Annotated in this window: 13 protein-coding genes; 4 read left to right on the forward strand and 9 right to left on the reverse strand. The window is 61.0% G+C overall.

Going from position 1 to position 16,934, the window contains the following annotated elements; genetic code table 11:
* Positions 1–2: 2 nt before the first annotated feature.
* The 3 genes from PR018_RS10120 to PR018_RS10130 all read right to left on the reverse strand — a co-directional run bounded on the left by PR018_RS10120 (position 3) and on the right by PR018_RS10130 (position 6,516).
* Positions 3–2,192, reverse strand: a complete 2,190-nt coding sequence (locus PR018_RS10120; protein ID WP_142823374.1) for an anthranilate synthase — start codon at positions 2,190–2,192, stop codon at positions 3–5.
* Between the two features lie 254 nt (positions 2,193–2,446).
* Complete coding sequence (locus PR018_RS10125; RefSeq protein ID WP_142823375.1) at positions 2,447–3,973, reverse strand: ABC-F family ATP-binding cassette domain-containing protein; 1,527 nt, start codon at positions 3,971–3,973, stop codon at positions 2,447–2,449.
* Positions 3,974–4,320: 347 nt separating this feature from the next.
* Entirely contained in the window at positions 4,321–6,516 is a 2,196-nt protein-coding gene (locus tag PR018_RS10130) for a TonB-dependent hemoglobin/transferrin/lactoferrin family receptor (RefSeq protein WP_142823376.1), read from the reverse strand.
* 269 nt (positions 6,517–6,785) lie between these two features.
* Here PR018_RS10130 and PR018_RS10135 point away from each other — a divergent pair, with 269 nt between their 5' ends.
* On the forward strand, positions 6,786–7,736 hold the full coding sequence (locus PR018_RS10135; protein ID WP_142823377.1) for an extensin-like domain-containing protein: 951 nt from the start codon (positions 6,786–6,788) through the stop codon (positions 7,734–7,736).
* A 64-nt stretch (positions 7,737–7,800) separates the two neighbouring features.
* Here PR018_RS10135 and PR018_RS10140 read toward each other — a convergent pair whose 3' ends face one another.
* Positions 7,801–9,480 carry a formate--tetrahydrofolate ligase gene (locus tag PR018_RS10140; RefSeq protein ID WP_142823378.1) on the reverse strand — a complete coding sequence of 560 codons (1,680 nt, stop codon included), beginning with the start codon at positions 9,478–9,480 and terminating at the stop codon, positions 7,801–7,803.
* A gap of 190 nt (positions 9,481–9,670) precedes the next feature.
* Here PR018_RS10140 and PR018_RS10145 point away from each other — a divergent pair, with 190 nt between their 5' ends.
* The gene (locus PR018_RS10145; protein ID WP_142823379.1) at positions 9,671–10,192 is read left to right on the forward strand and encodes a TIGR00645 family protein; all 522 of its coding nucleotides are present in this window, start codon (positions 9,671–9,673) and stop codon (positions 10,190–10,192) included.
* On the opposite strand, the gene PR018_RS10150 is transcribed toward PR018_RS10145, so the two are convergent.
* A complete protein-coding gene (locus tag PR018_RS10150) occupies positions 10,189–11,241 on the reverse strand; it encodes a COG3904 family protein (RefSeq protein ID WP_142823380.1) in 1,053 nt (350 codons plus the stop codon). The genes PR018_RS10145 and PR018_RS10150 overlap by 4 nt on opposite strands.
* A gap of 281 nt (positions 11,242–11,522) precedes the next feature.
* Here PR018_RS10150 and PR018_RS10155 point away from each other — a divergent pair, with 281 nt between their 5' ends.
* Positions 11,523–12,254 (forward strand): helix-turn-helix transcriptional regulator, encoded by a 732-nt coding sequence (locus PR018_RS10155; RefSeq protein WP_142823381.1) that lies wholly within the window; start codon positions 11,523–11,525, stop codon positions 12,252–12,254.
* 32 nt (positions 12,255–12,286) lie between these two features.
* On the opposite strand, the gene PR018_RS10160 is transcribed toward PR018_RS10155, so the two are convergent.
* The 4 genes from PR018_RS10160 to PR018_RS10175 all read right to left on the reverse strand — a co-directional run bounded on the left by PR018_RS10160 (position 12,287) and on the right by PR018_RS10175 (position 15,660).
* The gene (locus PR018_RS10160; RefSeq protein ID WP_142823382.1) at positions 12,287–13,435 is read right to left on the reverse strand and encodes a DUF2333 family protein; all 1,149 of its coding nucleotides are present in this window, start codon (positions 13,433–13,435) and stop codon (positions 12,287–12,289) included.
* 74 nt (positions 13,436–13,509) lie between these two features.
* Positions 13,510–14,544 (reverse strand): hypothetical protein, encoded by a 1,035-nt coding sequence (locus PR018_RS10165; RefSeq protein ID WP_142823383.1) that lies wholly within the window; start codon positions 14,542–14,544, stop codon positions 13,510–13,512.
* Positions 14,545–14,612: 68 nt separating this feature from the next.
* On the reverse strand, positions 14,613–15,002 hold the full coding sequence (locus PR018_RS10170; protein ID WP_142823384.1) for a c-type cytochrome: 390 nt from the start codon (positions 15,000–15,002) through the stop codon (positions 14,613–14,615).
* 76 nt (positions 15,003–15,078) lie between these two features.
* Positions 15,079–15,660 (reverse strand): thymidine kinase, encoded by a 582-nt coding sequence (locus PR018_RS10175; protein ID WP_142829274.1) that lies wholly within the window; start codon positions 15,658–15,660, stop codon positions 15,079–15,081.
* Positions 15,661–15,897: 237 nt separating this feature from the next.
* On the opposite strand from PR018_RS10175, the gene PR018_RS10180 reads away from it, so the two are divergent.
* On the forward strand, positions 15,898–16,860 hold the full coding sequence (locus PR018_RS10180) for a choline ABC transporter substrate-binding protein (protein ID WP_142829272.1): 963 nt from the start codon (positions 15,898–15,900) through the stop codon (positions 16,858–16,860).
* The last annotated feature ends 74 nt before the right edge of the window (positions 16,861–16,934 follow it).

Here is a 16,934-nt window from a genome sequence, read left to right on the forward strand (position 1 = left end):
CCTCAGGCCGCCTTGGTCTTTGTCCGCCGCGCGAGGTTTGCCACGACATTCTCGATCATTCGCATGCCGGCATCGCCACCGAGCGTCATGATCGATTCCGGGTGGAACTGCACCGCTGCAACCGGCTCCTTGGTGTGCTCGATACCCATGATCGTGCCATCCTCGCTTTCCGCCGTGATCATGAATTCACGCGGCAGGGTCGAGGGGTCGGCGAAGATCGAGTGGTAGCGCCCGACGGTCACCTCCCTGGAAAGGCCTGAAAACACGATACCGGGCTCCAGTACGCGAATACGCGACGGCTTGCCGTGCATCGGCACAGCCAGTTGCCTGAGATCGCCGCCATAGGCTTCGGCCAGCGCCTGCAGGCCGAGGCAGACGCCGAAGATCGGCAGGTTGCGGGCCCGTGCCTTCTTGATCGTCGCCTTGCAATCGAAATCTTTCGGATTGCCGGGCCCCGGCGACAGCACGACCAGATCGGGGTCGAGGCGGTCGAAGACCTCCTCCGACACCGGCGTGCGGACCGTCGAAACGGTGGCACCGGTCTGGCGGAAGTAGTTGGCGAGCGTGTGGACGAAGCTGTCCTCGTGGTCGACAAGCAGGATGCTGACGCCCTTGCCGACCGCAGCAACATCGCGCTTGGTCTTAGCGGAACCGGCAGACTTTGCATCGCGGATGGCAGAGAGCATGGCAGATGCCTTCAGTTCGGTTTCGGCTTCTTCCTCTTCGGGGATGGAGTCGTTGAGCAACGTAGCGCCGGCCCGCACTTCGGCAATCCCGTCCTTGATACGCACGGTGCGCAGCGTCAGACCGGTGTTCATGTCGCCGTTGAAGCCGACCATGCCGATGGCGCCGCCATACCAGGCACGCGGGCTCTTTTCGCGGCTTTCGATGAAGCGCATGGCCCAGAGTTTCGGCGCACCGGTGACGGTGACGGCCCAGGCGTGTGACAGGAATCCGTCGAACGCATCCATGTCGTCGCGCAAGCGCCCCTCGATGTGGTCGACGGTGTGAATCAGGCGCGAATACATCTCGATCTGACGGCGGCCGATGACCTTGACCGAGCCCGGCTCGCAGACGCGGCTCTTGTCGTTGCGGTCGACGTCCGAGCACATGGTCAGCTCGGATTCGTCCTTCTTCGAGTTCAGAAGCTTGAGGATCTGCTCGCTATCGGCGATCGGGTCCTCGCCGCGCTTGATCGTGCCCGAGATCGGGCAGGTCTCGATGCGACGGCCGGAGACGCGCACGAACATCTCTGGCGATGCGCCGACCAGATATTCCTGGTGGCCGAGGTTGATGAAGAACGAATAGGGCGACGGATTGATCGCCTTCAGACGCTTGGAAATATCCGACGGCTTGGAATCGCAGCGCTCCATGAACTTCTGCCCGGGAACGACCTCAAACAGGTCGCCCTTGCGAAAGCTCTCCTTCGCCTTGTTCACCAACTCGGCAAATTCGCCCGGGCGATGGTCACTCTTCGGCGGAATGGTGTCCGTGTGGTGGAAGGGTTCCGGCGGGATATCACCGGCCTTGCCATCAGTGGTCAGCCCGCCCTTTTCGAAGTCGTAGCGGTCGATCCAGGCCTTGGCGGCGTAGTTGTCGACCACGAGGATCTCGTCGGGCAGGTACAGCACCATGTCGCGCTGGTCGGCGGGACGCGTCAGTTTCAGGTCGATGGCGTCGAACTGGAAGGCGATATCGTAGCCGAAGGCACCGTAGAGCCCGAGGGCCGCGTCAGCCTGAGAGTAGAACAGGTCGGTGACGGCGCGCAGCACGGTGAACACCGTCGGCATCTTCGACCGTTCTTCCTCGGTGAACACCCGGTCGGGCGCCTTGACGATGAGGTCGAGCCGACGCGGCGTCGACGCACCGAGGGCCACTTCGCGCACGGTTTGCAGCCGAGCCTCGATAAACCCGAGGATGACCTCGCCACGCTCGTTATAGGCTTCGATCCAGACATTGCGGCCAAAGCAGGAGATGCCGATGGGCGGGTCGACGACGGCAGTGTCCCAGCGCGTGTAGCGGCCCGGATACTCGTAGTTGGAGGAAAACACCGCGCCGCGCCGCTCGTCCAGCTTGTCGATGTAGGACGAGACTGCGTCGTCATAGGCGATTGGCCGACGCTGGCGCGTCACGGTAATGCCGCCCTTGGTCTCGTAGATTTCCGCACCGTCATCCCGCAGGATCGTAACCATGACCGTCTCTCCGCTTCTTCAGGCCCGGATGACAGGCGCTTTACATACAAAAAAAGCCGCCTGAAACTCTCGGGCGGCTTACTCGTCGTCTTTGAACACGATTGATCGAGGCCGCTGTTAGCGAGCCCACCACCAAGATGCACTGTTCGAAGACATGTTCATGGACAAATTGTTAGCGCGAGATGCGGAGATGCGCAAGCGCCAATTCCGCTGAAAGTTTCGGGCGGGCGACCGCCGCCCGAAACCGCGCGAACTCAGGCCGACGGCTGTGCCGAGGCGAAAAACGCCTCGGGTCCATCCACCTCGACCAGCTTTTTTCGCTCGATCTGCCAGAAGCGGTTGCCGACCGCCCTGACGAAGCTGCGATCGTGCGACACCAGCAGGCAGGTCGAACCCTCCGCCAGCAATTCGCTTTCCAGTGCCTCCTGCCCCTCGATATCGAGATGATTGGTCGGCTCGTCCAGGAGATGGAAATTGGGTTGGCGCAGGTGCAATACCAGCATCGCCAGCCGCGCCTTCTGGCCGCCCGAGAGCCGGCCGATTGCCCGTCCCTGCATCTCGACGCCGATGCCTACTCCGGCAAGCAGACTGCGCGCCCGGGGCTCACCCAGCGCAAACAGCCGCGACAGCGTTGCCAGCGGCGTATCTGCGTCGGCAAGATTGGCGAGCGACTGGTCGCTGTAGCCGAGCACCAGCGAAGGCGTGGCGCGCACCGGCGCCGCCCCATCGCCTGCCACCTCTATCGCACCCCTGATCATCTCCATCAGTCGTGTCTTGCCGGCACCGTTGGCCCCGAGCAACACGATGCGGTCGCCCTGGCGGATCCAGAGCTTGCCGGTCTTGAAGAGCGGCGTTCCATCCGGTGTGGCAACGGTGGCGTCGTCGAGGGTCACGAGGACCTTCGCCTGGCTGGCGCTGCTGCCAAGCCTTATGGCTCCGGCCGAGCGCTCACGGTGGCCCGGCCGGGACGCATCCTCGAGGCGGTCGGCCCGCTCCTTCAACTGCCTGGTCTTGACGGTCAGCAGGTCACTGCCGGAGTTGATGCCGATATTCTTGAGCTTGGCTGCCTGGCGCCGCAATTGTTGCGCGGCTTTCACATCCTTCTCGTAGCGCTGCTCCTGCGACGCATCGATATTATCGAGCGCGGCCCTCGCCATGCTGTAGGGAAGCTGGAACTGCTGCGACTGCTCGGCCCTGAGGAACAGCGTGCGGTTGGTGACGGCATCCAGGAACGCCCGGTCGTGGCTTGCGACAAGCACCGAGACGGCGCGCGGCAGAGCGTTCAGCCAGTTCTCCAGCAGCGCAATCTTGAACAGGTCCAGATGGTTGGTCGGCTCGTCCAGCAGCATCACGTCCGGCTCGGTGACGGCGACGCGGGCCACCAGCGCCAGCCGCTGCCAGCCACCGCTCAGCTGTGCAAGCGGCCGCTCGCGCAAGGCCTCGGGCACGTCAAGCGTATCGAGCACCACATCGACGCGCCAGCTCTCGCTGTCGGCCTGCCCGGGTGCAAGTGCCTGCGCGACCGCCGCATGAAACGGCAATTTCGCCAAGGCGGGCGCGACGTTCTGTTCGACATACCCGATTGTCAGCCCGCGCGACCGCGTGACGTCGCCTGCCGTCGGTTCGAGACGGCCTGCAATGCAGTTGAGAAGTGTGGATTTACCCCGGCCGTTGGCCGCAACGATGCCGACCCGATCTCCACCAGTGAGGCTGAAATTGAGGTTGGAGAACAGCGGCTCGCCAAGGGTGACGGCGAGATTGTGTAAGGTGATCGAAGACATTTTCAGTTCTCTGGTCTGACCGGGCAACGACCACCAACCCGCGTCGGCAGTTCGTCTCGGTCGTTATCAGGATGCAGCGCGAACGCAGGCGTTCAGCTGCAGGCCAAAAGGGCAGACCAGAAAGGGTATGGGAAAGTTACAGCCTCTGATCAGCCCTGCAAACGCATCCGCAGGGCATCGTTCGGGCCGAACTGGCGATTGCGCCAGAGTGTCGTGATCATTGCGGCCCTCCTTTCTCAAAAGACTGAAGCAGATCGATAGCATTCGAACGCATGCGAAACAACTGTCGTGGAAGCCGTAAAACGTCGAAGGGCGGCACCATGGCGCCGCCCTTCAGCTGCTGGTTTCTAGAACCTCTGCGAAATCGCCAGTTTGATGTAGCGACCGGATTCCGAGTAGATTTCGGTCGCATTGGTGACGTCCTTGACCTCGAGGGCATCGTAGTAGGTCTTGTTGGTCAGGTTATAGACGCCTGCCTGAAGGGTCATTCCCTTCAGCGTTTCAGGCTTCCACCAGCCGGTGAGGTTGAAGATACCGTATCCCGGAGGCTTGGACGACGCCGAGGACTTATCGGAGACGGCCGCAGAGGCAACCATGCTCAGATCCGTACCCCATGTCTCGCGCTCGAAGCCTACACCCAGGATGGCCTTGAGCGGAGCGACGGACGATAGAAGTTCATCGGTATCCATGTTCGTCCCGCGGGCGTAAAATGCTGCGGCGTGGAGGTTGATACCGTTGTTGAACTTCTTATGCCCATCGACCTGGATCCCGTTGATACGGACATTGTCGATGTTGATGTACTCAGCCGTACCGACCGCATATCCCGGCGTGGGAATAAAATCGGAGGTGTCGATGAAGTTCTTGTAGCGCGTGCTGTAGGCGCTGACATGACCGCCGAAGTCGTCGTCACCAAGGTTGGCACCGCCTTCGAAGCCCCAGCTGGTTTCAGCCTTGAGATCGGGATTGCCGATCGACCGGTACATCGGCGTGTTGTCGTAGTCGACGTAGAGCTGGTAGGCATTCGGGGCCTTGTAGGCCGTGACGAACTGCGCATAGAGCTCGACATCAGGCGTCGCCCGCCAGGCAGCCCTGAGCTTCGGCGAGAAATGGCTGCCGTTCTGGCCATCCGGCGTGCCGGCGGGATAGGATGCCGTATCCTGCGGAGCCTGCTTGTACCAGTCGAAACGCAGGCCGGGCGTCAGCGAGAACGGGCTGTTGCCAACGCTGATCTTGTCCTCGGCATAGGCACCGAACTTGTAGCCGTCCACATCTGGCGCATAATTCTGGTTGGTGTGGAAAAAGGCACACGAGCCGACGGGCGGCGTCGTGCAGGAATCGACGCCCTTCAGATAATAGCTGCTGCTGGCAAACTGGAAGTCGCTACCGAACGTCAGCTTGTGATCGAGCACGCCGGTCGTGAAGTCCGAATTCGCCCAAGCCGTATAGCCGAGATCGCGCTCGTCGCTTTCCATGATGCGATCGTATTCACCCTTTGGCGTCGTCAGCCGGTTTGCAAGGATGCCTTCCTCGCGACCGCTTTTCTGCCAGTCGAGGGTGGCAAAGGCGCTGTCGATCCAGCTGTCTGCAGAGGTCGCATCGTATTTGTAGTCGAGCGAAACCCGGTCGCGCGACTTGTCCTGCTTGTATTTGTAGTCGTTGTAGGTCGTGCCATAGAGCGAATAGGACAGGTAGTCCCGGGTCGAGTTATAGCCATAGTGTTCCGCCGTCAGGCCGATCGTATGACCACCTTCGAGTTCCTGGCGGATCTTGAACAGCAGGTTGCGCTGATTGTAGTCAACCGGATCGGCCACTGTTCTCTTGCTGCCGACGCCAGCGACATCGCCGTTCGATTCTGACTCGTGCCCGTACTTGTAGGAAGACTGGAACAGCACGGAGGTGTTCTCGATCTTCTTGGCGACCGCACCGGAAGCGGTGATCGAGTGATCGGAGCCATCGAAGCCGAGCTTGAACATTCCGCCAAAGGTCTGGCCGTCGCCAATCACGTCGTCCGGCTCCAGCGTATGGAGCATCAGCGCGCCGCCCAGCGCACCCGAACCGGCGCGGCTGGAATCGGCGCTGTGCAACACGTCGACGGAAGAAAGCGATGTGAAATCGTAGGTGTCCGCGCCGCCGCCGTAGCTATAGACGTTATCGAAAAAGTACGGCAGGGGGATGCCGTCGGTGGTCGTCAGCACGCGATCCGCCTCGAGCCCACGAATGTTGACGCTCTTCGAAACGTCATTATAGGACACGCTCGGATCGACGGTGTTGCCGAAGTCCTTGAGGTCGTCGACCTGCTTCTTTTCCAGGGTCTCCCTTGTGGTGTGCGCCGCCAGTGGCGAGTCCGCAACCGAGCCTTTTTGCACCGTGTTGCGGGCATTCTTCACGACGATTTTCTGCAGCGTCGTGCTGTCAGTCTGCTCTGTCGCAGTAGACGCCGAAGCCGCAGTCCCTGCCTGTTGAGCAAAAGATGCGGTGGGAATGCCGAGCGCCAGAAACGCCGTGCACGTCAAGAGAACCGAGCGGGATCGCCGGAGCACCATAACCAATTCCTTTCAAGGTGATGTACCGGGCTGGCTGGTTGGCACGCTGCAAGGCGCCCAAGGGGCTGGCTAGGCGGACGGAAAGAGGCAGAAATATCCGCCTCCTTTCTGCCCGATAAAAAACATGACTACGATTGTCAATATATAGCGCCGATATAATCATGAATGCAATGATCATGTTTTAACGACTGCCCGGCTTGTTGCCGATCTGCAACGAATTTGGCTTAGAAACGTTGCGTCCCGTAAGATATCGAAACGGGTGAAACCATATGCTTTTCCGGATTGCCACCGCTGTCGCCTGCCTGACGCTGCTGACTGCTGCATCGCTGCCACAAACCGGCCCGCTGCCAGAGACGCGACCGGACGACAAGCCTGCGGAGACAGCGCAGCCGGTTGCTCCCATCCCCGAGCCAAAACCGCAGCCGGCACCGGCACCGGAAACACCCGCTGCAAAGCCTGGCACCGAAGCCTCGCCCTCCGATGGCACGACCAGCGGAAAGCAAAGTGGCGACGCGCCCGCCACGAAGGCAACGACACCCGATGCCGATACAAGCAAGCCCGATGCCGACGCCGGCAAGGACGACAAGAAATCACCGGTGTCGAACGCCACCGATGGCAAGGGAAATCCACCGGCCGAGCCGCTCACCATCGAACCGGAATCTGACGCGGAGCATCACGCCTGCCTGAAAGACCTGCAAGCCATGGGGGCGGTATTCAAGGATCTGCCCCGCATCGACGACGGCGATGGATGTGGCATCGACAAGCCCATCAGCCTCTCGGAAGCGTTGCCAGGCGTGAAATTCAAGCCTGAAGGCACGCTGCGCTGCGAGGCGGCGCTTGCCCTCTCCCGCTGGATGAAGGAAAGCGTCATTCCGGCAGGCGAGGCTGCGCTGAAGGCCGCCGGCCCGATCGTCACCATCAACCAGGCCTCGACCTATATCTGCCGCCTGCGCAACAACGCGAGCACTGGCAAGATCTCCGAGCACGCCCGGGGCAATGCCATCGACATCGCGAGTTTCACATTCAAGGATGGGACGACTGTCGAGGTGCAGCCTCGCAAGGAGGACTCGACGCTGGCAGGTGCGTTCCAGCGTGCCGTCAGTGCGTCAGGCTGCCTGTACTTCTCGACCGTCCTCGATCCCGAAAGCGACGCCGCCCATGAGCATCACTTCCACATGGACGTCCTGAAACGCAACGGTGACTTCCGCTATTGTCACTGAATATCAGGGACTTGGCGACAAGCGCGGACTCACTTTTGCAGCGTGTTGAATCGATGGATCAAGCCTAGAATAGACCTTCGATGTAGCCCTGCTCGTTCAGCATGATCCGCTCGGCGGCAGGCGAGCGTGGCAGGCCGGGCATGGTGCGGATCTCCCCCGTAACGGCAACGACGAAGCCTGCACCGGCCGACAGTCTCACCTCGCGCACATGCACGACATGGCCTTCCGGAGCGCCGCGCAGATCCGCGTCGGTCGAGAATGAATACTGTGTCTTGGCAATGCAGACCGGCAGGTGGCGGTATCCCTGGTCTTCCCAGCTCTTCAGCTGGTCGCGAACGGCCTTGTCCGCAGTCACCTCGCCGGCATGGTAGATCTCGGTCGCCACGACGCCGATCTTCTGCATCAGCGGGAGATCGTCCGGATAGAGCGGCGCAAACTTCGCCTCGCCGGACTGTGTCAGCGCCACGACCTTGTGCGCCAGTTCCTCGATGCCGGCCGAGCCGTCCGCCCAGTGGCGGCAGAGGATCGCCTCGGCACCGAGACCGGCGACATAGGCTTTGACGGCTTCGATCTCGGCGTGCGTATCGGAGGTGAAGTGGTTGATCGCGACGACGACGGGCACGCCAAACTTCCGCACATTCTCGACATGGCGGCCGAGATTGACGCAGCCGGTGACCAGCGCCTCGACATTCTCGCGGCCGAGATCGTCCTTGGTGACGCCGCCATTCATCTTCAGCGCCCGCACCGTGGCGACGACCACCGCCGCATCCGGCTTCAGCCCCGCCTGGCGACATTTGATGTTGAAAAACTTCTCCGCCCCGAGATCCGCGCCGAAGCCGGCCTCGGTGACAACGTAGTCCGCAAGCGTCAGTGCCGTCCGGGTGGCAATGACCGAATTGCAGCCATGGGCGATATTGGCAAACGGGCCGCCATGCACAAGCGCCGGGCTATTCTCCAGGGTCTGCACCAGGTTCGGCTGCAAAGCGTCCTTCAGCAGAACAGCCATGGCGCCGTCCGCTTTCAGATCACGCGCGAAAACCGGCGACCTGTCGTAGCGGTAGGCAACGATGATGTCGCCCAACCGCTTTTCCAGGTCGGCAAGATCCGACGCAAGGCACAGGATGGCCATCACCTCGGAGGCAACGGTGATGTCGAAGCCGCCCTGGCGCGGGAAGCCGTTGGCCACGCCGCCGAGCGACGAGACGATATCGCGCAGCGCCCGGTCGTTCATGTCCATCACCCGCCGCCAGGTAATGCGGCGGATGTCGATATTCAGCGCATTGCCCCAGTAGACGTGGTTGTCGAGCATCGCCGCCAGCAGATTGTGGGCCGAAGTGATGGCATGGAAGTCGCCGGTGAAATGCAGGTTGATGTCTTCCATCGGCACGACCTGCGCATAGCCACCGCCGGCAGCCCCGCCCTTGGTACCGAAACACGGCCCGAGCGACGGTTCACGCACGCAGATCATTGCCTTCTTGCCGATGCGGTTCAGCCCATCGCCGAGACCGACCGTCGTCGTCGTCTTGCCCTCGCCCGCCGGCGTCGGATTGATCGCCGTCACCAGGATCAGCTTGCCGGTCTTCTTGCCCGCCTGCCCGGCAATGAAGTCGGCGCTGATCTTTGCCTTGTCGTGACCGTAGGGCACCAGTTGCTCAGGCGGAATGCCGAGCGCTGCCCCGATCTCATAGATCGGCTTCTTCGTCGCGGCGCGCGCGATCTCGATATCGGATTTTACCGTAGCCATCAGTCAATCTCCATGCGACCGCGCCGTTTATCTCGCTTGCGCATAAACGAATAGCAAACCGCTGTGAACCGGCATGCCGCAGACTTGGGTGAGAAAAAGTCGGCAGCGGACCAAGGAGCGCCACTGGCTTGTTACGGCATAATCATATGGCTAATGCTGCTTCGGAAAATCAAAACCCGTGAGGTCGTCCGTGAAATCCCTGGAAATAATCGTTGAACGCATCATCCTGTCGAGCCGCTGGTTGCTCGTCATTTTCTATCTCGGGCTGGCCGCGTCTCTCGCAATGTACGCCCTCTCCTTCTGCTACAAGTTCTACAAGATCGCCATCAGCGTCTTTTCGCTGGAAGAGTCGGACATGATCCTTGCCATGCTCGGCCTGATCGACGCGGCTCTGGTGGCAAGTCTCGTCGTCATGGTGATGATCTCGGGCTATGAGAATTTCGTCAGCCGCTTCGATGAAGCCAATGAAGAAGACGATGAGGTATCGTTCCTCGGCAAGCTCGATTCCGGTAGCCTGAAAATCAAGGTCGCCTCCTCGATCGTCGCCATCTCCTCGATCCACCTGCTGCAGGTGTTCCTGAACATGGCGCAGTTCGAAACGGCGCAGATCATGTGGATGACGCTGATACATCTCGCCTTCGTCGTCTCGGCCCTGATGCTCGGCTACCTCGAGAAGATCATGGGACAGGCGAAGGGCAAGGATAACGCCTAGGCAGCCCGGCCCGACAGAGAATGGACGACCGGCAGCAAAGCCTGCCGCTCGAGCGGCTGCGGCATGCCAGGCTCGGGCTCGTCGGGCAGCGGCTTGGACTGCGGCGTGCTGGGCGGCGGCGGGGGTGGCGCCGGCATCATGGATACGACGCAGTCGGAGATCGTCTTCTCGCGCGGGCAGGCACCGGCTGCGGCGAGTTGGCCGGCGGAAGATTGCTCGGTCATCATTTTCAGATTGAGCGCCTCGACCTGCGTCAGCAAACGGATCGACTGCGGATTGGCGCTCATCATCAGGTCGAACAGATCCGGATCGACCCCCATCTTGGTGAGATAGGCGATCAGCGCCGCCTTCTGCTTGTTGCCGAGCTTCGTGGTGTCGTGCTGCCCGACCATTTTCCGGCCGACTTCGCGCTGCGACAGTATCTTCTTCTTGCCGTTCAGCATTTCGTACTCGGTGCGATACTGGACGCGCATTTCCCGGTATGTGGTCGTGATCTGGTGGACGCCGATCAAGGCAAAGGGACTTGCAATCCGCCTGACGCCTCCGGCCAGTAGCAACGGACAGGCCGACAGGCAGACCGCGCCGTTCGAATAGATCTCGCCGGTCATCGAGCCGTCTTTTTGCCGCGCCGCGTCGCATAGCGGTTCGCTGCCGTCGCAGGCATCGGCGCGTGTCCCGCCAACAGCCACCGAAAGCCCCTGGCGCCGAATGATCAGCCCCATCTGCATGGCGGCCGCAACATCCCCGCCCGGCGAGCGGACGACGATCGGCAGCGATTTCTTGCCGATTTTCTTCAGCAGCTTCTGCAGCTTGCGGGGCGAGTCCGACATGATCTGCCCTTCGGCGGCAATCCAGTCGGCACAGGATCCGCCATCCCGGCAATAAGGGGTACCGCCATGGATCAGAACGAAGTCCATGGGACGATCGATGGGAGGCTCGGCCGCATTTGCCGTTTCAAGGCCGGCGAGCACAAAAACGACTGTCGCCACAAGGCGCAAGACCTGGTTCAACCGCGAAGGAACGGCCCGCGTCAGCGAAGTCAGCATCATCAATCGGCTCGGAGGTGATGTTTCGGAGGACAATGGATAGCAACGACGGCGCTGATTTGCAAGGTTGGCAAGCGATCGGTAACAACAGACACTCAGGATGCCGCCGCCGTCCACCCCACCTGCAAAGAGCTTATTCACAGGGAGCGAACGAGGCCCCCTGTTGCAAAAGTTGTTTTTTAGCGCAAATGCACCAATTGCGTTACCGCAAGCTTTTTGACTCGTATTCCGGCCTGTTTCGCGTATTTGATAGCGGTAACACAAACTGAATGAGCCTTGCTCGAATGTCATACATGACAGCTTCTGGACGACAAACGTTTCTGTCCGCCGAGTTGGCGGCGGCGCGCACCCGCGCAATGCTTCATCAGGCGCTGAACAGGACGGCGGAGTCGTTCGGATTTGCCTCTTTCATGCTCTGCAACGCGCCATCGGCCTCGGACATGCTGCTGACACCGCTGATTATCGAGACTTCGGCACCAGCCCAGAATCTGCGCGACTTCGACCGCGGCCACCTGCTGCGCATCTATCCCCTAGTCGGTCGAGACCGCGATTCGGCAATTCCGCGCTGCTGGAACCTGGCGGAACGGGCCCCTTCTCCTGAAATGGAATTCCCCCGCGAACTCCGGACATTTCTCGAAAGCCGCGGCCGGACGATGGGCATGCATTTTCCGGTCAATGCGTCGGATGGCGAGCGACTGGCTTTTTCGATGGCGGGCAATCGCAACAGCCTCTCGCAGGCGGAACTCAACGAACTCTGCGTCATCCTGCTGCATGCCGCCACCGCCTATAACGGCATCAAGCGCAACGGCAACGAGCCCGCAGCCATGCTGTCGGCGCGCGAAATGGAAGTCGTTCGCTGGACTGCGCAAGGCAAGACTTCGGTGGAGATCGGCCAGATCCTGACTCTGTCCGACCACACCGTCAACGCCTACATGACCAATGCCATCAAGAAGCTCAATTGCGTCAACCGCACGCAACTCGTGGCCAAAGCCATCCGGCTCAAGCTCATCAGCTGACATAAGCCTCCCGCCAAGAACTTAGCAGCGAATTACCGCCCGCCGAGTACCGCGCGTGTTTCGACCAGGTTGGAGCGCACCCGCAGGATATAGAACCCCATCGTCGCCAGATGGCTGGGCATGATCAGGCCGTCTTCGCGCCCGTTCGAGACGATCCAAGGCTGGATGCGCAGCGCCGCCTGGAATTGCTTCATCGTATCGCCCCAGAGTGCTCCGACGTTGCGCTCGGCGATGACCTTTGAGAAATCGGCGCCGGCAGCGCTGAGGATGCCGTAATATCCGTAGAGCTGTCCGTAGGCGAACCAGAAGCGGTCGTCGGCGCGCGTGTCGAACCACCCGAAATTATGGTTCTCGGAACGTTCGGCCAGCACGTCCGACGTACTGCCGAGATCGTTTGAAATGCGGTCGATGAACTCGATCAGGTTGTCGGCACGGCCGTCGAAGGTGGCGTTGCAGGCGCCGAGATCGACATTGAACTTGCGCAGGCTGTTGATCGAGGCCCGATAGTAGCTCGGGGTCGGCGTTTTAGGCCCGAACGGCTGGAAACCGAAATACCAGCTGGACTCGTCGAACTGGAGATTGCCGCGCGCATTCTGAAGGTCCGAATTGATACCCGATGTTCCGCGCACGCGGCCCAGCGCATCCACAAGCTCGATAGAGGTCCTGCGAACCGCCTGGTTGACGCCGCGCTGGAAGGACGCCTTGTTGTCGAGGAATGGCGTATCGTCCCAGCTCAGGCCGAAAAACCCGAGCTTGAAGAGGAGCATGGACGAAATCCACGCATTGCGGTTGACGTTGAAATCCACAAGGTCGGCTGTAACATCGACGATAGCCGACGTCTCGCAACGTTTCGGCGTGGCGGCTGTGGCCGGCTGCGCATCGGTCGCGACAGGCACCGGGGTCAGATCCTGGCCGGCAGCCTTGCGGTCGGCAAGCTTGTAGCTATCGATGTAGTGGGTGTTGAAGCCCGTCCAGGACTGGGTCTGAACGAGGAAGTAGCCGTAGAGGCAGACCAGCAGCACGACGAGAGCGGCAACCGGCACCTTGATGATCCAGTTGCGCTGCCGGTACCAGCCATGCGCTGCAAGAAAAGGCCACGTCGCCCAGACAAACAGGAGCCCAAGACCACGTCGAATTGCCTGGAGCATCCGTGCAAAGAAGGCAACGATCGGATCAAGCATGCAATGTCTCCTAACGGTCTTGGTGCTCCAGCAGATATGACCTCCCCGGCCACAGGGCAACCGCGTCGGCTGAATTAAATCGTTGCCGGTTGCTGCTGCGGCGCCGCAGGCACATCTTCCTCGTCGTCGACTGCCGGCTCTCGAGGCGACGGCGCCACCTCCAGACGGCGCGCGAAAGCCTCGTCAGCAGCCTGTTTACGAAGCAGGATATCATGTCCGGCAAGGAGGTTGGCCTCGAACGCAGCAACAAGGTCCTCGACCCCGGCCGGCAGGTCCTCGCATTGCGTCGCCGATTGTTCGTTTGCCGCCTTCAGCAGTGCGACGCGCTGCTCGACATCGACGGCGAGCTTGGCAACCATGACGTTGACTGCGGCGATCCCGCCGTTCAGCACATCCAGGAAATCCTCGTCGTCGGTCATCAGCCGCAACAGGGTCTCATGCTCGGACCGCAGCATCTTATCCTTCACATCAGCCGCCTGACGATCGAGCGCCAACTCTTTGCGTTCTTCCTCGGATGCAGCATCCAGCGACGGACCACGCTGCGGCGGCGTCGAGGAGAGGCGCTCGTGCGTCCGCGCCTTTAGGGACGCAAGCCGTCGCCCTGCCTCGTCCAGATCGCCGTCCAGCTGCCGGCGACGAATGACCAGTTGCTGCAGGTGGGCTTCGCAAACGCGGTGATGCAGAGCGAGAAAGGGTCCGGCTTCGCCCAGCATCCTGTCCAGCGCTGCCGATACCGACAGCAGCTCGACCACATCGAGCGCTATCGTTTCCGGCGCAGCATTGCCGAGATGCACGCGTCGCCTGAGAAAACCCTGAGATTGACGCCCCGCAGTCTCGTCGAACAATCGTTCATATTGCAGCAAGGCTGCGGCCGTCTGGGTATCGAGCTGACGCAGAAGGGCTGCTACTCGGTCCCTCCACTCGCTCCATAAACCAACGGCTTCGCCGAGGAGCGTTTCTTCGAGAGGAAAGTTGATTGCTGTCAGCCGCGCCTCCGGCCGCGAGTGATGCGCCAGCGCCGCCTCGGCAGCAGCTATTCCCTTGCAGGCATCGTCCAGCAGTCGCCGAAGCTGTGCGATGTCGCGTTCTGGAAACTGGCCGTGCGCCATGAGGGCTCCTGCTGATCGCGGCGGGTGGGTGCATCCAGAGTAGCGCAAACCATCCCCCGATGGCAGGCCTATTGGGCCGCCGCCGGATTTTTGAGATAGGCGATCAGATTGTCGACATCGCTGTCGCTTTTGACGCCGGCAAAGCTCATGCGGGTGCCCTTGACGACAGCCTGTGGGCTCAACAGGTATTTGTGCAGCAGCGCCTCGTCCCACACCTTGCCATCGGCACTGAAGGTCTTCATCGCAGCCGAATAGCTGTAGGTGGCAACCGACGCCACCGGGCGCCCGACCACGCCCATCAGCGAAGGTCCGACCTTGTTCACCGGCTCGGTCGCCGTGTGGCAGGCGGCGCACTTCTTGAAGACGCCCGCCCCGAGCTTCGGATCTCCGTCGGCAAGGACAGAGGTCGCCGACAGCAGCGCCGCAACGATAATGGTGGAACAGCAGGACGTCTTCATATCGCCTCCCGATTTCAATCCGCGCGAGCCCTTGGACGCTCAACGCATAACGGTCCAGCCGCCAGAGCGTTTGACCTCAGACGTCGCCCATCGCCTCTTCCCAATGGCGACGGCAGAGCGAGACATATCGCTCGTTACCGCCGACCTCGATCTGCGCGCCCTCGTGGAGCACCTTGCCGTCGCTGTCGAAGCGCACCACCATGGTAGCCTTTCGCCCGCAATGGCAGATCGTCCGAACTTCGCGCAGCTCGTCGGCGATGGCCAGCAGTTCCTGCGAGCCCGGAAACAGCTTGCCACGAAAATCCGTGCGCAGTCCGTAGACCATGACAGGAATGTTGAGGCGGTCGACGACATGCGCCAGTTGCCAGATCTGCGGCGCCGTCATGAAATGCGCCTCGTCGACGAAGACGCAGGCAAGCGGACCCTCGGCGTGCATTGCTTCGATTGTCGCAAACAGGTCGTCATCCCGGTCGAAGGGCACGGCATCGGCCTCGAGGCCGATGCGCGAGGCAATCTTGCCGCTGCCGGCCCGGTGATCGAAAGCTGCGATCAGGATCGCCGTGCGCATGCCGCGCTCCTGATAGTTGTAGGACGCCTGCAGCAGCATCGTCGATTTGCCGGCATTCATTGCGGAATAGTGAAAATACAGCTTCGCCATCAACGTCTCCTTTGCGCACTTCATGGAATCGCGAAGCGCCGAAGGAAAGCCATGGCTGACGTAAGCCACAGGAAATCACGCCGGCTGGCTCCACAGCGTGCAAATGCCTGCGCATCAAGCACTGTGAAAATTGGAGGTGTCGCATTCCATACCGCCAAAGCGCCGCAAATGCAGCGAGACCGCTTGTAAATGTCGGTTATTGGTGATTGCTTGGGAACGTAAAACTGGGAGTACACAATGATGAAATTGACTTTGTTCACTTTAAGCCTCAGCACCGCGCTTTTTTCAGCGGTCATCGCCCCCTCTGTCGCATCGGCGGCGGAGCCGGCAAGTTGTTCGACCGTCCATTTCGCCGAAGTCAGCTGGACCGACATCCAGGCCACGACCGGGACTGCAACCTACATCCTCGACGCACTCGGCTATAAGACCGACATCAAGGATCTCGACGTTCCGATCGTGTTCCAGTCGCTTGCCAACAAGCAGCTCGACGTTTTCCTCGGCAACTGGATGCCGTCGCAGGCGCCGATGATCAAGCCGTATACGGACGCCAAGACGATCGACACGGTTCGCGCCAACCTTGAAGGCGCCAAGTACACGCTCGCCACCAATGAATTCGGCAGCAAACTCGGCATCAAGGACTTCTCCGACATCGCCAAGCACGAAAAGGAACTGGACGGCAAGATCTACGGCATCGAGCCCGGCAATGACGGCAACAAGCTGGTGCTGGACATGATCAAGGGTCACAAGTACGGCCTCGACGAGAAGGATTTCAAAGTCATTGAATCCTCCGAGCAGGGCATGCTGTCCCAGGTGACCAAGCTCGACAAGTCGAAGAAGCCGATCATCTTCCTCGGCTGGGCCCCTCACCCGATGAACACCAAATACAAGATGACCTACCTGACCGGTGGCGATGACGTTTTCGGGCCGAATTTCGGCGGCGCCAATGTCTTCACCAACACCCGCGCCGGCTATGTCGCCGAATGCCCGAACGTCGGCAAGTTCCTGCAGAACCTCTCCTTCACGCTGCCCATGGAAAACGAGATCATGGGTCTCATCATGGACAAGGGCCTGCAGGGTAAGGCCGCCGCCAAGATATGGCTGAAAGCCCATCCTGAGACCATCAAGCCATGGCTTGCAGGCGTGACGACCGCCGATGGCGGTGATGCAGAAGCGGCCGTGAAGAAGTCGCTCGGCCTCTGAGCCCGACAGCAGAAAGGGCGGCCCCGCCGTCCTTATTCTTGCCGGAAACAACGCGTGTCACCGCTTCAGCCATC

Source organism: Rhizobium rhododendri (assembly GCF_007000325.2).
Taxonomy (GTDB): domain Bacteria; phylum Pseudomonadota; class Alphaproteobacteria; order Rhizobiales; family Rhizobiaceae; genus Rhizobium; species Rhizobium rhododendri.

What these genes read in the sequence shown, in the direction of transcription:
- PR018_RS10135 (WP_142823377.1), top strand. Translation starts at nt 6,786, where the DNA reads ATGCTTTTCCGGATTGCCACCGCTGTCGCCTGCCTGACGCTGCTGACT.
- PR018_RS10165 (WP_142823383.1), bottom strand. Translation starts at nt 14,544, where the DNA reads ATGGCGCACGGCCAGTTTCCAGAACGCGACATCGCACAGCTTCGGCGA.
- PR018_RS10125 (WP_142823375.1), bottom strand. Translation starts at nt 3,973, where the DNA reads ATGTCTTCGATCACCTTACACAATCTCGCCGTCACCCTTGGCGAGCCG.
- PR018_RS10170 (WP_142823384.1), bottom strand. Translation starts at nt 15,002, where the DNA reads ATGAAGACGTCCTGCTGTTCCACCATTATCGTTGCGGCGCTGCTGTCG.
- PR018_RS10120 (WP_142823374.1), bottom strand. Translation starts at nt 2,192, where the DNA reads ATGGTTACGATCCTGCGGGATGACGGTGCGGAAATCTACGAGACCAAG.
- PR018_RS10150 (WP_142823380.1), bottom strand. Translation starts at nt 11,241, where the DNA reads ATGATGCTGACTTCGCTGACGCGGGCCGTTCCTTCGCGGTTGAACCAG.
- PR018_RS10155 (WP_142823381.1), top strand. Translation starts at nt 11,523, where the DNA reads ATGTCATACATGACAGCTTCTGGACGACAAACGTTTCTGTCCGCCGAG.
- PR018_RS10130 (WP_142823376.1), bottom strand. Translation starts at nt 6,516, where the DNA reads ATGGTGCTCCGGCGATCCCGCTCGGTTCTCTTGACGTGCACGGCGTTT.
- PR018_RS10180 (WP_142829272.1), top strand. Translation starts at nt 15,898, where the DNA reads ATGATGAAATTGACTTTGTTCACTTTAAGCCTCAGCACCGCGCTTTTT.
- PR018_RS10160 (WP_142823382.1), bottom strand. Translation starts at nt 13,435, where the DNA reads ATGCTTGATCCGATCGTTGCCTTCTTTGCACGGATGCTCCAGGCAATT.
- PR018_RS10140 (WP_142823378.1), bottom strand. Translation starts at nt 9,480, where the DNA reads ATGGCTACGGTAAAATCCGATATCGAGATCGCGCGCGCCGCGACGAAG.
- PR018_RS10175 (WP_142829274.1), bottom strand. Translation starts at nt 15,660, where the DNA reads ATGGCGAAGCTGTATTTTCACTATTCCGCAATGAATGCCGGCAAATCG.